At 73.5% G+C, this 14,390-nt stretch carries 12 protein-coding genes and 1 tRNA gene; 8 read left to right on the forward strand and 5 right to left on the reverse strand.

Annotated features, from left to right (window positions below; all coding sequences use genetic code 11):
* The 3 genes from ABT137_RS31325 to ABT137_RS31335 all read right to left on the reverse strand — a co-directional run bounded on the left by ABT137_RS31325 (position 1) and on the right by ABT137_RS31335 (position 2,201).
* Positions 1-606 (reverse strand): phage integrase N-terminal SAM-like domain-containing protein, encoded by a 606-nt coding sequence (locus tag ABT137_RS31325; protein ID WP_351714473.1) that lies wholly within the window; start codon positions 604-606, stop codon positions 1-3.
* A 48-nt stretch (positions 607-654) separates the two neighbouring features.
* A tRNA-Pro gene (locus ABT137_RS31330) sits at positions 655-728 on the reverse strand.
* 45 nt (positions 729-773) lie between these two features.
* Entirely contained in the window at positions 774-2,201 is a 1,428-nt protein-coding gene (locus ABT137_RS31335) for an MFS transporter (RefSeq protein WP_351714474.1), read from the reverse strand.
* Between the two features lie 185 nt (positions 2,202-2,386).
* Here ABT137_RS31335 and ABT137_RS31340 point away from each other — a divergent pair, with 185 nt between their 5' ends.
* The gene (locus tag ABT137_RS31340) at positions 2,387-2,965 is read left to right on the forward strand and encodes a TetR/AcrR family transcriptional regulator (protein ID WP_351714475.1); all 579 of its coding nucleotides are present in this window, start codon (positions 2,387-2,389) and stop codon (positions 2,963-2,965) included.
* Positions 2,966-2,997: 32 nt separating this feature from the next.
* Here ABT137_RS31340 and ABT137_RS31345 read toward each other — a convergent pair whose 3' ends face one another.
* Positions 2,998-4,248, reverse strand: a complete 1,251-nt coding sequence (locus ABT137_RS31345) for a PP2C family protein-serine/threonine phosphatase (RefSeq protein WP_351714476.1) — start codon at positions 4,246-4,248, stop codon at positions 2,998-3,000.
* A 295-nt stretch (positions 4,249-4,543) separates the two neighbouring features.
* Here ABT137_RS31345 and ABT137_RS31350 point away from each other — a divergent pair, with 295 nt between their 5' ends.
* The 6 genes from ABT137_RS31350 (at position 4,544) to ABT137_RS31375 (ending at position 13,432) form a co-directional block, all read left to right on the forward strand.
* Positions 4,544-5,512: a cyclase family protein gene (locus ABT137_RS31350; protein ID WP_351714477.1), complete on the forward strand. Its 969-nt coding sequence runs from the start codon at positions 4,544-4,546 to the stop codon at positions 5,510-5,512.
* A 128-nt stretch (positions 5,513-5,640) separates the two neighbouring features.
* Positions 5,641-8,700, forward strand: coding sequence for a SpoIIE family protein phosphatase (locus ABT137_RS31355; protein WP_351714478.1), 3,060 nt, complete (start codon positions 5,641-5,643; stop codon positions 8,698-8,700).
* A gap of 106 nt (positions 8,701-8,806) precedes the next feature.
* Complete coding sequence (locus ABT137_RS31360) at positions 8,807-10,423, forward strand: sugar ABC transporter ATP-binding protein (protein ID WP_502984600.1); 1,617 nt, start codon at positions 8,807-8,809, stop codon at positions 10,421-10,423.
* Complete coding sequence (locus ABT137_RS31365; RefSeq protein WP_351714480.1) at positions 10,420-11,505, forward strand: ABC transporter permease; 1,086 nt, start codon at positions 10,420-10,422, stop codon at positions 11,503-11,505. The genes ABT137_RS31360 and ABT137_RS31365 overlap by 4 nt, the downstream gene beginning before the upstream one ends.
* Entirely contained in the window at positions 11,502-12,683 is a 1,182-nt protein-coding gene (locus ABT137_RS31370) for a substrate-binding domain-containing protein (RefSeq protein WP_351714481.1), read from the forward strand. The genes ABT137_RS31365 and ABT137_RS31370 overlap by 4 nt, the downstream gene beginning before the upstream one ends.
* 125 nt (positions 12,684-12,808) lie before the next feature.
* On the forward strand, positions 12,809-13,432 hold the full coding sequence (locus ABT137_RS31375) for a DedA family protein (RefSeq protein ID WP_351714542.1): 624 nt from the start codon (positions 12,809-12,811) through the stop codon (positions 13,430-13,432).
* A gap of 6 nt (positions 13,433-13,438) precedes the next feature.
* Here the strand turns inward: ABT137_RS31375 and ABT137_RS31380 are convergent, their stop codons facing one another.
* On the reverse strand, positions 13,439-13,864 hold the full coding sequence (locus tag ABT137_RS31380; RefSeq protein WP_351714482.1) for a MarR family winged helix-turn-helix transcriptional regulator: 426 nt from the start codon (positions 13,862-13,864) through the stop codon (positions 13,439-13,441).
* A gap of 81 nt (positions 13,865-13,945) precedes the next feature.
* On the opposite strand from ABT137_RS31380, the gene ABT137_RS31385 reads away from it, so the two are divergent.
* Positions 13,946-14,383, forward strand: a complete 438-nt coding sequence (locus ABT137_RS31385) for a PaaI family thioesterase (RefSeq protein WP_351714483.1) — start codon at positions 13,946-13,948, stop codon at positions 14,381-14,383.
* The last annotated feature ends 7 nt before the right edge of the window (positions 14,384-14,390 follow it).

Raw genomic sequence — 14,390 nt, forward strand, 5'->3', positions numbered from 1 at the left:
TCACCTGCGCGATGCTCGCCCTGGCCTTCCTAACCGTCCAGCACGCCCGCCACCCCGACCCAGAACCAGAACCCGATCTCCCTGGGCAGCGCGCCGGCCCTGACCCGGCAGACGAGGGAAAAGCGCAGGAGATGGCGGGAAGGGAATCAGCTTCTGCGGCATCTTCGGCTGCCTGACCCGCTCCATTGGCGACCGGTCGATCTCGCCCTCGTCGAGCATCAGCCACTTGAAGAACTGCTGCAGTGCCTTGTGCTTGTTCAGCGCCGTCGACGCCGACCGCGTCTCGATCATCCAAGCCTGGAACGCCTCGATGTGCGCGCGACTGACTGCGGTCGGATCCTTGGCCGCCTCGTCAGCCTCAGGGTCCGGCGAATACTCCCCCAGGTAGCGGCCCAACTGGGCAGCTGCCAACAGATAGTTGTAGCGGGTGGTCTCCGGATAGTTCCCCGCCCGCAACGAGCGGTCCCAGTCCCGCAGAAACCCCGACCAGGTCTTGGACAAATCCGTAGTGATCTTGTCCAGGTCCAGCAACGGCATTTGCGCCGACCTCCGAGTAAAGGTGCCGATGAGCGGCATGCTCAACCTCGAAGATCGGAAACGACCCATACGAAAAGGGCCCCCACAGGCTCTCGCCTGCGAAGACCCCTCGCACCGTCGGGACGACAGGATTTGAACCTGCGACCCCTTGACCCCCAGTCAAGTGCGCTACCAAGCTGCGCCACGTCCCGCTGCGGGGTCACGCGGTGGGTTCCGCGTGATCACGCAGGTCAACACTACCGCACGCGTACGGGTGCTGCCGCCGGCCGCTCCGTGACCGGGTCGGCGGCCCGGCTCGCCCGGCGGACCGGGACGAGGAGGGCGGCACCGGCTGCGGTCAGGCAGAACAGCGCGAGCAGCGCCCAGGCGTGGGTGTAGCCGGAGGCGTACGGCAGTCCGGAGGGCTGGAGCCGGCCGGTGACCAGGACGCTGGTGAGCGCGGCGCCGATGGAGCCGCCGATGGTACGGATGTTGGCGTTCATGCCGGTCGCGGCGCCGGTCTGCTCGGGCGGCACGCTGCCGACGATGAGGTTGGCCATCGAGGCGAAGGCCAGGCCGATACCGAGGCCGAACAGTCCGGCGACGACTCCGATCTGCCACTGCTCGTCGTGCCAGAGGGTGAGGAAGCCGCAGGCCAGCGCGCCGAGCGCGGCTCCCGCGGTGAGCTGCGCCTTGGCGCCGACGCGGGGTTCGAGGCGGCCGCCGAGGACGCCCGAGAGGAACATGGCGATGAGCATCGGCAGCATGAGCAGGCCGGACTCGGTGACGGTGGCGCCGAAGCCGTAGCCGGCCGCGGCGGGGGTCTGGACGAAGCCGGGCAGGAAGGACCAGATCGCGTACATGCCGGCGCCGAAGAGGAGGGCGGCCGTGTTGGTGGTCCAGACGGCGGGCAGCCGCATCACGCGCAGGTCGATGAGCGGGGTGGCGGAGCGCGACTCGGTGAGCAGCCAGACGGCGAACAGGACGACGGCCGTGCCGAACAGGCCCAGCACCTTGGCCGAGCCCCAGCCCCACTGACCGGCCTGGCTCAGCGGCAGCAGCAGCGCCACCAGCCAGGCGGAGAGCAGCCCGGCACCCAGCCAACTGACACTGCCCTCGGCCCGCTTGGGCGACTCGGGAACGTACCGGGCGGCGATCAGGACGGTGACCGCGACCACGCCGACCGGGATCCAGAACAGCCAGCGGTAGCCGAGCGCCGAGACGATCGGTCCCGCGGCCACGATGCCGACGCCGCCGCCGGCCGCGATCACCGCGGACAGGTTGCTGATGCTGCCGCTGACCTCGGCCGGGGTGAACTCGTCGCGGATGATGCCGAAGGAGAGCGGGAACAGGGCGCCCCCGATGCCCTGGACGACCCGGGCGATGATCAGGACGCCGATGTTCGGCGCGAGGGCGGCGACCAGACAGCCGGCCAGGACGGCCAGCAGGACGGCGACGAGGGTGCGCTTCTTGCCGACCAGGTCGCCGACCCGGCCGAGTATCGGGGTGAAGACCGAGGCGGACAGCAGGTAGGCCGTCATCACCCAGGTCGCGGTGGACTGGGAGGTGTGCAGGGCGTGCTGGACGGTCGGCAGGGCCGGTGCGACCAGCGACTGGAGCATGGAGAACACGCCGGCACCGGTCGCGAGGACCGCGAAGGTGAGGCGGGTGGACTTCCGGGGCATGAAGGGCCTCTCCGAAATCGGAACGGAGGGAAGGATGAGGGAGACACCGGGCCGCGTCCGGCCATGGCGGTACCGCTCCGCACTGCTAAAGTGGAGGTACCCCTCCACTCTACTGGAGGCGACCCTCCGCTTCAACCGAAGTCGAGGAAACCCTCCGGTTCACCCCTGTCACTCGGGAGGCAGCAGTGACGGACAGCCCGTTCCCCGTCAGCGAGATCGTCGCGTCCCGGAGACCGCACCGTAAGGACGCGGCCCGCAACTACGACGCGCTGGTCACGGCCGCCCGCGAGGCGTTCGCCGAGCGCGGCGCGGACGTCTCCCTGGAGGACGTCGCCCGCCGCGCGGGGGTCGGGATCGGCACCCTGTACCGGAACTTCCCGACCCGCCGCGACCTCTTCGAGAGCGTGTACGCGGACGAGGTCAACGCGCTGTGCCGGGCCGCCGTGGACCTGGCCGGGCTGGAGCCGTGGGAGGCCCTGACCTCGTGGCTGGACCGCTTCACCGGCTACATGGTCACCAAGCGGGCGGTGCGCGAGGCCCTCAACGACGAGTCGGAGATCTTCCAGGCCTGCCGTGACTCGATGTACGCGGCCGGCGGCCCGCTGCTGGAGCGGGCCCAGAAGGCCGGGGTGGTCCGCACCGACATGGAGATCGGCGACCTGCTCCGCATGGTCTCCGGCATCACGGCGACGGCCTTCGACGACGACGCCCAGCGCGACCGCGTCCTCGGCATCGCCCTGGACGGGGTACGCGCCGGCCGTTAGCGGGCGCCGGTCCCCCGTCGGAGTCCCGCGGCTCAGAGCCGTACGACGATGAGCGCGATGTCGTCCCGGCCGCCGTTGGCGACGCCCAGGCGGGCCAGCACGGTGTCGGCGAGCTCCTCGGTGGCCAGATGGGCGAACTCACCGAGTACGTGGGCCAGTTGACGCAGACCGACGTCGATGTCCTGGTCCCGCCGCTCGATCAGCCCGTCGGTGTACAGGACGAGGGTGTCGCCCGGCTTGTACGGCAGGCTCGCCTGCGGGCGCGGGACGTGCTGCGGGCGGGCGCCGAGCGGTGGGTCGGTGGCCTGGTCCAGCAGTTCGCAACTGCCGTCGGGGTGGATGAGCATCGGCGGCGGATGGCCCGCGCTGCTGTAGGTGATCAGACGGCTGCGCATGTCGACGACCGCCTTGACGGCGGTGGTGCCGAGCGCCCCCTCGACGGACCTGGCGTACAGACCGAGCACCTCCAGGGCCTGGGCGGGGCGTTCCAGGGCCCGGGTGGCGGCGGACAGCGCGCTGCGGAGCATGCCCATGACGGCCGCCGCCTCCAGACCGTGGCCGATCACGTCGCCCACCGCGACGGCCAGCCGGTCGGGCGCGATGTCGATGACGTCGTACCAGTCGCCGCAGACGTTGAGGGAGCCGGTGGCGGGCAGGTAGCGCACCGCGATGTCGCGGTGGTGGGCCAGGTCGGGGACGTGGAGCATGGCCTCCTGGAGGATGACGGCGACCTCGCGTTCACGGGTGTGGGCCTGGCGCAGTTCCTCGTTCAGCCGTTGCAGCTCCCGCGCCCGGGCGTACAGTTCCGCCTCCAGGGCCTGCGTCTCCTGCGGACGCTCCGTCGCCCGGACGCCGTCGGGGTGGGTGGCCCGGTACTCCTTGACGAACGAGGTGACGTCCTCGACCCGGTGGATGATGTAGTCCACCTGGCCGGCCGCGCCGAGCACGGGGGTGTTCACCGGGGACCACCAGCGCTCCTCGAAGACCCCGGGCCGGCCCATGACCGGGATGTCGTACTTCTGCAGCGCCATGGTGTCGGGCCGGCCGGTGGCGAGGACCCGGTGCAGGGAGGCGCCGAGGTTCTTGACCCCGTCGGCGTCCGGGTCGGCGGGGTTGTCCGGGAACGCGGTGAAGATGTGCCGCCCGATCAGGTCCTCCCGGGTGCGTCCGGTGGCCGCCAGATAGGCCCGGTTCACGTCGACGATGACCAGATCCGGACCGAGCACCAGATACGGGCTCGGCGTCGCGGCGAACAGCGCCGTGTGATCAACCCGCGATGCCACCGCTGACGCTCCTTCCCGCCTCAACGGCTCCGTCCTCAATCTACGGTCCGCCCTGCGGCCCTGCCCGCTGTGCGGCCTCACGGACCGGCCCGGCCGGCCTCCGGGGACCTGCCCCGGAGGCCGGCCGCGGGCACCCGGCGCGTCGGGGCAGGTCGTGCCAGGCTGGGAATCCGGGCCGGCGGGCCCGCGACGGGTCACCGGGCCGCTGTGCCGCGTACGGCCGCCGGAGCGCTGAGCCCGCCGCCGGGCTGTGCATCGACGCGGACAGCGGTGAGTACGAAAGCGGTGAGTACGGATGAGCACGAGCGCCGCGGACGGCCCGGACCACGGTCCCACCGGTGCCCGGAACGGACCCGCGGTCTCCCGTCGGGACTTCGACGCGCTCTTCGAGGCGGTCCGCACCTGGGGCCGCTGGACCCCGGCCGACCGCGGCGCCTGGAACCGGGTGACCGCGGAGCAGGTACGACAGGCTACGACCGCCGTGCGATCCGGCCTGGTCGTACCGCTGGCGCTGCCGTGGAACACCGTGCCCGGCCCCGACAACCCCAGGCCCGCCCTGCACCACATGACCGATCTCGGCGACGTGGAGAGCCCGGAGCCCGCCACCCACAAGGACTTCATCGCCGCCGACTACCACGGCAAGGCCGTCACCCATCTCGACGCGCTGTGCCACGTCTCCTACCGGGGGCGGCTGTACGACGGCCGGACGGCGAAGGACGTCGTCGGCGCGGCGGGCGCCCGTTTCGGAGCGGTGTCGGCGCTCGGCCCCCTCGTCACCCGGGGCGTGCTCCTCGACCTCCCCGCCGTCCTCGGGGTCCGCTGGCTGGAGCCGGGGCTGGCGGTGCACGAGCAGGACGTCATCGCCGCGGAGCGGGCACTCGACGTGCGGATCGGCGAGGGCGACGCGGTGCTCCTGCGCTCGGGGCGGACCCGCCGTCGCGCGGACCTCGGCGCCTGGGACCCGGACGCGGCCTGTGCGGGCTTCCACGTGGACGCCGTACCTCTGCTGGCCGAGCGCGGCATCGCGCTGCTCGGGGGTGACGGCGACAGTGACGTACGGCCCTCCCCCGTGGCCGGTGTGCACTCGCCCGTCCACGCCCTCGTCGTGGCCGCGATGGGGGTGCCGCTGCTGGACAACCTCGACCTGGAGGCCCTGTCGGCCGCGACGGGGCGGGCGGGGCGGTACGAGTTCCTGCTCGTGGTGGCGCCGCTGAACATCCCGGGCGGGACGGGCTCGCCGGTCAACCCGGTCGCCGTCCTGTGACAGCCAGTACGCGAGGTCCGTAATCTCACGTATATCCTATTGTTGTAGTAAAGCTTCTTGGAGCGAAACGGCCTCTGCGGACGCGAGTGAGGCGAAGCGTGGTTCGGGGCGGCGGGAAAGCGGCAGCGATGGGGCGTGCGACAGACGGCAAGGGGCCCGCCCGCTCACGTGAGCGTTTTCTGCAGGGCGAGGCGGTCGAGGCAGGCGTACGCACTCCCATCTCGCACTCGTGGCAACGCTGCCGGGCCCTGGGACTCTCCCCCGACCAGCCCGGGCTCCCCTTCCGGGACGACTTCGAGCGTGATGCCAGGATCATCCGTGCGGCCGTGCCGGTGCTCGACCGGCTGCAGTCCTGGTTCGCCGGCAGCAGGATGAACATCTCCGTCGCGGACGCGAACGGGACCGTCCTGTTGCGCCGTTTCGGAGAGGCGTCGCTGGCCAGAAGCCTCCCGGCGTTCCAGCGCGTCCCCGGGTTCGTGTTCGCCGAGCGGTACGCCGGCACCAACGGGATCGGGCTCGCACTGGCGGAGCGGCAGCTCGTCCAGGTCTACGGCGCCGAGCACTTCGCCGAGCGCGCGCAGGGCAACGCCTGCCGGGCACTGCCCGTCCGCGACCCGATCAGCGGCCGCATCGAGGGCGTCCTGTGCCTCGGCTACCCGCGCAGCGCCGAGGACCCGGCGCTGGCCACCGTGATACGCCGGGCGGCCCACGCCATCGAGAGGCGGCTGCTCGGACAGAGTTCCGAACGCGAGCGGGCCCTGCTGCGGGCGTACCTGGACACCGGCGCCGAGACCGCCGCCGGACCTCACCACCGCCTGGGGCTCGGCGAGCCGGCCCTCGGGATGCGCCCCGGTGACCGGGCGACCCTCATGGAGAAGGCCGTCGAGCTGATCTCCTGGGCGCAGCGAGCCGCCGTCCACGTGACCCTGTCCGACGGCCGGCGGGTCACGCTGGTCAGCCGTCCCGCGACGACCGCCACCGGCGTGCAGGGGTTCGTCATCGAGGCCGTCCTGCCCGGACCCGCACCGCACGAGCCCCTCCTCGTCCCGTGGCCGGCCGAGGAGCCGCGGCGCCCGACCCTCCTCCCCGCCGACTTCGCCCACGACCTCGCCAGGTCCGCCGAACCTGCGGCGTCGTCCGTGCCCGGCGCTGCCGTCCGGGTGACGTCCGCCGTTTTCACCGTCCCGCCGACCGCGGCCGTCCCCGTCGTCGTGGCGCCCGGCACCGTGACCGGTACCGCTGCGCCCGGCCTCGTACCTCTCCGCGCCGAATCGCGCGGCGCCGCTGCCTCGGCGGGCGGTCCGGGCGGCGCGCCGGGCGAGGGCATCGGAACCGCAGGCGGCCCCAGCGGCACGGCGGGCCGTTCCGGATACGAGGCCGGATACGAGGTCGGCGCCGGAACCGGCCCCGGCGCCGCGACAGACGGTCGCGGCTCGCCGCCCCCGGCGAAGCCCCCGGCAGAATCCCCGGCGGAGCCCCCGGCCAGAGGGCTCGTGCTGGTGGGAGAGCCGCATGTGGGGCGGTACGCCCTCGCCGCCCGTCGCCGCCTGGAGCTGCTGACCGATGCCAGCACGCGCATCGGGACCACCCTGGACGTGCGGCGGACCGCCGAGGAACTCGCCGAGACGGCGGTGCCGCGGCTGGCCGACTACGTCACGATCGACCTGCCCGAGGCCGTGCTGCGGGGCGAGGAGGCCACCGATCCCTTCTCCGACCTGTACCGCACGGTGGTCCACGGCATCGCCGACGACTGTCCGTTCCACCCGGTCGGCAAGCGCGTCGACTACGGCCCGGCCACCCCGCACCTGCGCTGCCTGGCCGACGGGCAGGCCGTGCTGGAACCGGACCTGAGGGCCGCCATGGGCTGGCTCGCCCACGACCCGCCGCGCACCGAGGTGATGCTGGCCCACGTCCACTCGCTCATCGCCGTCCCCCTGGTGGCTCGCGGCGTCGTCCTCGGCGTGGCCGCCTTCTACCGTGGGCGGCACCCCGCGCCCTTCGACGACGACGACCGCTCGCTGGTCCAGGAACTCGCCGGCCGCGCCGCCCTGTCCATCGACAACGCCCGGCGCTACACGCGGGAGCGCACCATGGTCCTGACCCTGCAGCGCAGCCTGCTCCCGCAGGGGCTGCCCGACCAGGACGCCGTCGACGTGGCCCATCGCTACCTGCCCGCGGAGTCGGACGTGGGCGGGGACTGGTACGACGTCATCCCCCTCTCCGGCACCCGGGTCGGCCTCCTGGTCGGTGACGTCGTGGGCCACGGCATGCTCTCGGCCGCCACCATGGGACGGCTGCGCACCGCCGCCCGCAGCTTCGCCGAACTCGACTTCTCCCCGGACGAGGTCCTCACCCACCTCGACAACCTGGTGGGACGCCTCGACCGGGAGGACCCCGCCGCGGGCGAGACGGGCATCTTCGGCGCGACCTGCCTGTACGCCGTCTACGACCCGACCACGCAGCAGTGCACCATGGCCCGCGCCGGGCACCCTCCGCCCGCGCTCGTCCACCCCGACGGCACGGTCACCTTCCCGGACCTGCCCGCCGGGCCCCCGCTGGGCCTCGGCGGCCTGCCCTTCGAAGCCGTCGACATCGACCTCCCCGAGGACAGCCGACTGGTCCTCTACACCGACGGGCTCATCGAGGGCCGCAACCGCGACGTGGACCTGGTCCTCAACCGGTTGCGCGGCGCCCTCGCCCGCCCGGACCGCACACCCGAGGAGATCTGCGAGACGCTTCTGGACACGGTGGCCCCGGACCACCCCCGTGACGACATCGCCCTGCTCGTCGCCCGTACCCACGCCCTGGCCCCCCATCGGATCGCCACCTGGGACCTGCCCGCCGACCCCTCCCTCGTCAGCGAGGTCCGCTCCTCGGCGCTGCGCCGGCTGACCGACTGGGGACTCGAGGATGCCGGGTTCGCCGCGGAGCTGGTGCTGAGCGAACTGGTCACCAACGCCATCCGCCACGGCTCCGGCCCCGTCCGGGTACGTCTGCTGCACGGCCGGACCCTGATCTGCGAGGTCTCCGACCGCAGCAACACCGCCCCGCACCTGCGCCGGGCGGCCACCACCGACGAGGGCGGCCGCGGCCTGTTCCTGGTGGCCCAGCTGGCGCGGAGCTGGGGTACCCGCTACATCCGGCAGGGCAAGGTCATCTGGGCCGAGTGCGGGCTCGACGCCGCCTGAGGCGGTGGGCGGCCGAGCCGTGGGGCGGCCCACATGGCTGACCCGTTGGTGTCACCACAGGCATCGAATCCGGCATCCCATCCGGCATTCAGGTGTGTAATCCGAAATGCGGAGATTTGTCCCACTAGTATCACCGGGGAGAGTCGGGAAGAAGAAGACGCCAGGCCGACCCCCGGAGCTGTCCGTGCACGAGCCTCCCGACCCCCTGGTACGGATCCGCGGGCTCGCCAAGCGGTTCGGCGGGACCCTCGCGCTGGACGGGGTCGATCTCGACGTGCGGGCCGGCAGCGTCCTCGCCCTGCTCGGCCCCAACGGTGCCGGAAAGACCACGCTCATCAAGGTGCTCGCCGGGGTCCATCACGCCGACGCGGGGTCGGTCACGGTGGCCGGGCATCCGCTCGGAAGTCAGGCCGCCGCCCGCAGCATGTCCTTCATCCACCAGGACCTCGGGCTCGTGGAGTGGATGACCGTCGCCGAGAACATCGCCCTGACCACCGGATATCCGCGCCGCGCCGGACTGATCTCCTGGCGGCGGACCCGGGAGCGCTGCGCCGGGGCCCTGGAGACGGTCGCCGGACACCTCGATCCGGACGTGCCGGTCGCGCGGCTCGGTCCGGCGGAGCGTTCGCTGGTCGCCGTCGGCCGGGCGCTGGCGGCCCGCGCACGGCTCGTCGTGCTCGACGAGCCGACCGCCCGCCTGCCCGCCGCGGACTGCGCCCGGCTCTTCCGCGTGCTGCACGCCCTGCGGGACCGGGGGCACGGCATCCTCTACGTCACCCACCGCATGGACGAGGTGTATCAGGTGGCCGACGCCTTCGCCGTCCTGCGCGACGGCCGGCTGGTCAGCCACGGCCCGCTGGCGGGCCACAGTCCCGCCCGGCTGGTCCGCGACATCGTCGGCGCAGCGCCCGCCCACGACATCGCCGGCGCAGAACCGGGCCGCCCGCTTCCCCCCACTGTCCCCGCGGGCGGCCCCGCCGTCCTGGTCCTCGACGGCGCCCGGACCGCAGGCACGGCGGCGATCGCCCTGGAGCTGCGGGCCGGGGAGGCGCTGGGCCTGGTCGGCCTCTCGGGCGCCGGGCACCTGGAGCTCGGCCGCGCCCTGGCCGGCGCCCGGCCCTTCCTCGGCGGCCGGGTCCTCCTGGGCGGGCGGCCCTACCGGCCCCGGTCGGTCGCGGACGCCGTCGCGGCCGGGGTCGGCCTGGTGCCCGGCGACCGGCAGCGTGAGGGCTGTGCCATGGGGCTGACCGTGCGCGAGAACCTGCTGGCCAATCCCCGGGCGGGCGGGCTGCCCGCGCTGCGCTGGACCGGTCCCCGCCGCGAACGTGCCCGGGCCGCGGAGCTGATCGAACGGTTCGCGGTGCGGCCCCGCGACGGCGAGGCGCCCCTCGCCACCCTGTCCGGCGGCAACCAGCAGAAGGTCCTGATCGGCCGCTGGCTCGGCGTGGACCTGCGGTTGCTGGTCCTGGAGGAGCCGACCGCGAGCGTGGACGTCGGAGCCAAGGCCGCGGTCCACCGCCTGCTCGACGAGGCGCTGGCCGGCGGACTCGCGATCCTTCTCGTCTCGACCGACTTCGAGGAGGTGGCGGGCGTGTGCCGACGCGCCCTGGTGTTCGTCCGCGGCCGCGTGACCACGGAGCTGAGCGGTGCGGACCTCACGGTCACCGGGCTCGCCCGGGCGGCCTCGGCCCTGCCGGCCCCCGGAACCACCACGGGCTCATGACCGCAGCGCCGCCGCCCTCCGCCCCCCGCTTCCGGCCGTTCCGGCGGGGTCCGGCCCGGCACCTCGCGGGCGCCTACGGACTTCTGGTCCTCACCGCGCTGCTCGTCGTGGTCTTCTCCCTCGCGCTGCCGCACACGTTCCCCACCCGGGACACCCTCGACTCGATCCTGTCCAACCAGTCGATCCCGGCCGTCCTCGCGCTCGCCGCCATGGTCCCCGTCGTGACCGGCTCCTTCGATCTGTCCCTCGGCTACGGTCTCGGCCTGGCCCACGTCATGGTGCTGCAGCTCGTCGTCGACGCCGCCTGGCCCTGGCCCTGGGCCTGCCTCGCGGTGATCGCCGGGGGCGGCGTGATGGGGGTTCTCAACGGTGTGGTCGTCGAGTTCGGCCGGATCGACTCGTTCATCGCGACCCTCGGGACCGGCAGCATGCTGTACGGCGTGACCGGCTGGGTCACCGGCGGCGGCAGGATCGTCCCGGGCCCGGCCGGTCTGCCGGCCGCCTTCACCGACCTCTACGACGCCACGCTCCTCGGCCTGCCACTGCCCGCGTTCTACGTCCTCGCCCTCGCCGTCGTCCTCTGGGTGGTGCTGGAGCGGCTGCCGCTCGGCCGGTGCCTGTATGTCATCGGTGCCAATCCGCGCGCCGCCGAACTGGTCGGCATTCCGACCCGCAGGTACACCGTCTACGCGTTCGCCGCGTCGGGGCTGATCGTCGGCTTCGCCGGGGTGCTGCTGGCGGCTCAGCAGCAGATCGGCAATCCCAGCGTCGGTCTCGACTATCTGCTGCCCGCGTTCGTCGGCGCGCTCCTCGGCTCCACCGCGATCAGACCCGGCCGTCCCAACGCCTTCGGCACGCTGGTCGCCGTCGCCGTGCTCGCCGTCGGCCTCACCGGCATCGGACAGCTGGGCGCCGCGTTCTGGACGGTCCCCCTGTTCTACGGCGGCACGCTGCTGCTCGCCGTCGGTCTGGCCGGCTACTCCGCCCGCCGGCTGCGCTCCGGGGCCGACGCGGCCCGCGACGCACCGGCCGCCGCGCCGCACCCGCCGACGGCGGCATCCGGCGGCGGCACCGCGCCATGACCCCCACCAGGGACGCCCGCACCCGCAAGGCCGGCGCTCCCCGGACCGGCGGGGCCCGGGCCGTCGCCCTCGCGCTGCTGGCCGCGGCAGCTGCCCTGGCCGGCTGCCAGCGCGGTTCGTCGAACGGCCCCGCGGTCACCACCACCGGCCCCGGCGGCTGTCCCGCCGTCCAGGCCTCGGCCGGGGCCGCCGTCGCACGGGCGGAGCGGACCGGCACCGCCTGGAACGGACCGGCCACCGGCCCCGCGGCGGTGTCCGGCAGGACGGTCGTCTTCGTCGCGGAGACCATGACCAACCCCGGCGTCGCGGGCGTCGCGAACGGCCTGCGGGAGGCCGCGCACGTCATCGGCTGGGACGTCCGGGTGATCGACGGAGCCGGCAGCCCCGCCGGCATCCAGGCGGCCATGAGCGAGGCCGTGGCCCTGCGGCCCTCGGGCATCGTCATCGGCGGCTTCGACCCCGGCTCGACGGCACAGCAGGTCGCCGAGGCCGGCGCGGCCGGCATCCCGCTCGTGGGCTGGCACGCGGTGGTCGCCCCGGGCCCCAGCAGACGGCCCCCGCTCTTCACCAACGTCACCACCCGGGTCCAGGACGTGGCCGGCATCAGCGCGCAGTGGATCATCGCGCAGTCCGACGGCCGGGCCGGGGTGGTCCTGTTCACCGACGCCTCGGTCCCGTTCGCGAGGACCAAGTCCGAGCTGATCAGGAAGAAGCTCGCCACCTGCGCCGGCGTGCGGCTGCTCGCGTACGAGAACATCCCGATCCCGGACGCGAGCAGCCGCACCCCGCGCGAGATCGCCTCGCTGCTCGCCCGCTTCCCGGACACGTGGACGCACTCCGTCGCCATCAACGACCTGTACTTCGCCGACGCCGCCCCCGCGTTCCGCGCGGCCGGCCGCAAGGGGACCGGACCGCCCTTCAACATCGGGGCCGGGGACGGCGACCCGTCCGCCTTCCAGCGCATCAACAGCAGGCAGTACCAGGCCGCCACCGTTCCCGAGCCGCTGTCGCAGCAGGGCTGGCAGATCGTGGACGAGTTCAACCGCGCCTTCTCCGGCCGTCCGGCCAGCGGCTACGTCGCCCCCACCCACGTCTCGACAGCCGCCAACAGCGCCGGAGCCACGACCTGGGACCCACCGGGCTACCGCGAGGCCTACCGGAGGATCTGGGGCAGATGAGCCGCTCGGTCCCGCCTTCCGGTCCCAGCGGCGTCCGGACGCGCGGTGTTGCGGGCAGGTCCCCGGCCGCGGTCACGCGACACTTGAGGGAGACGGCCGGCGAGCGGGGCGGGGAGGCGAGCGTGGTGATCGCCGTCAATCCGACGGACAGCGGCTCGCTGCTCGCTGCCTTCGGCGCGCTGGGCGTCCTGGCGGTGATCTTCGCCGAGTCCGGGCTGCTGGTCGTCGGCTTCTTCCTGCCGGGTGACACGCTGCTGTTCCCGGCCGGTGTGCTGTGCGCGGCGAACGCGGACCGGGCGCCGCGGCTGGAGCTGTGGCAGGTGCTGGTGTGCGCGGCCGTCGGCGCGGTGGCGGGCGGGCAGGTCGGCTATCTGATCGGCCGGCACGGCGGGCGGCCGCTGCTGGCCCGTACCTCCCGGCCGCGGGTGCGGGAGGGCACCGCCCGGGCGGAGGAACTGCTCGCCCGCTACGGGTACGGCAAGGCGCTGGTGATCGGCCGTTTCGTGCCGATGCTCCGGTCGGTGCTGCACCCGGCGGCGGGGGCGCTCGGGGTGCCGGTACGGCCGTTCACCGTCTGGCAGGCGGTCGGCGGAGTCCTCTGGTCCCAGACCTTCGTCCTCGCCGGGTACGCCCTGGGCTCCTCGGTCTCCCACATCGACCGCTATCTGCTGCCGCTGGTCGGCGCGATCGTGGTCCTGTCCCTGCTGCCGCTGCTGCTGGAGGCACGCCGGGCACGCCGCGACCGCTGACCCCGCTCAGGGCTCCCAGTGCGCCAGGCGGTGCAGGGCCGCGGCGGTCTCCGTGAAGCCGTCGGCGCCGAGCAGGGCGCGCAGCTCGGCGTTGAAGCCGTCGATCTCCGGCCGGGCCAGGGCGAGCGCACCGGCACCGCGCTCGGTCAGTTCGAGTACGACCGCGCGGTGTTCGCTCGGGTGCCGGTGCCGGGTGACGAGGCCGGCGTCCGTGAGCCGCCGGACCAGCGCGGTGATGCCGGACTCGCGCTGCTGGAGGACCTGGGCCAGCCGCTGCTGGGTGATGCCGGGCTCGTCGCTCACCGCGAGCAGTGCGCCGAGTTGGGCGGTGGTGATCCCGGCGGCGGACAGCAGGCGCCGGTCCGCGGTGGTGCGCAGCTGGTGGGCGGCGCGTTGCAGCAGGAAGAAGAGGCGCTGGTCGGGCTCGGGCATGGGCGGAATCTTGACAGAGGAGACGGTCCGGCGCCATTCTCACTTCACTAGTGAATCGAAACCCGGTGTGGGGTGGCGAGTGTGACCGACACGCCTGATCTGGCCTTGGCCCGGAAGGTCCTGGCGGCCCAGCCCTTCAGCGTCCTGGTCGGTACCCGGCTGGTGGCCTTCGGCGACGGCGGGGCGACGCTGGAACTGGACAACCGCGCCGAACTGCGCCAGCAGTACGGATACGTCCACGGCGGGGTGCTCGCCTACGTGGCGGAGAACGCGATGGCGTTCGCGGCCGGTACCGGGCCGGGGAGCCGGCCCCTGACAGCCGGGTTCACCATCGACTACGTGCGCCCGGCGGACGGCGAACTCCTGCGCGCCCGGGCCCGGGTGGTGCGGGCCGGCCGCTCGCTCGCCGTCTGCCGCTGCGAGGTGGCCAACGTCGGGGCCGACGGCGGCGAGAGCGTGTGCGCCGTCGCCCAGGGCACGATCTCGTTCGCGTCGGCCGACGGTTCCGGCAGCCGCTGACGGCGCG

This window comes from Streptomyces sp. NPDC001980, from assembly GCF_040296885.1.
Classification (GTDB): domain Bacteria; phylum Actinomycetota; class Actinomycetes; order Streptomycetales; family Streptomycetaceae; genus Streptomyces.

Excerpts from the sequence above, each read along its gene's own strand:
- ABT137_RS31360 (WP_502984600.1), top strand. The coding sequence starts at position 8,807 with ATGCGGAGATTTGTCCCACTAGTATCACCGGGGAGAGTCGGGAAGAAG.
- ABT137_RS31355 (WP_351714478.1), top strand. The coding sequence starts at position 5,641 with ATGGGGCGTGCGACAGACGGCAAGGGGCCCGCCCGCTCACGTGAGCGT.
- ABT137_RS31365 (WP_351714480.1), top strand. The coding sequence starts at position 10,420 with ATGACCGCAGCGCCGCCGCCCTCCGCCCCCCGCTTCCGGCCGTTCCGG.
- ABT137_RS31380 (WP_351714482.1), bottom strand. The coding sequence starts at position 13,864 with ATGCCCGAGCCCGACCAGCGCCTCTTCTTCCTGCTGCAACGCGCCGCC.
- ABT137_RS31350 (WP_351714477.1), top strand. The coding sequence starts at position 4,544 with ATGAGCACGAGCGCCGCGGACGGCCCGGACCACGGTCCCACCGGTGCC.
- ABT137_RS31370 (WP_351714481.1), top strand. The coding sequence starts at position 11,502 with ATGACCCCCACCAGGGACGCCCGCACCCGCAAGGCCGGCGCTCCCCGG.
- ABT137_RS31325 (WP_351714473.1), bottom strand. The coding sequence starts at position 606 with ATGGGTCGTTTCCGATCTTCGAGGTTGAGCATGCCGCTCATCGGCACC.
- ABT137_RS31335 (WP_351714474.1), bottom strand. The coding sequence starts at position 2,201 with ATGCCCCGGAAGTCCACCCGCCTCACCTTCGCGGTCCTCGCGACCGGT.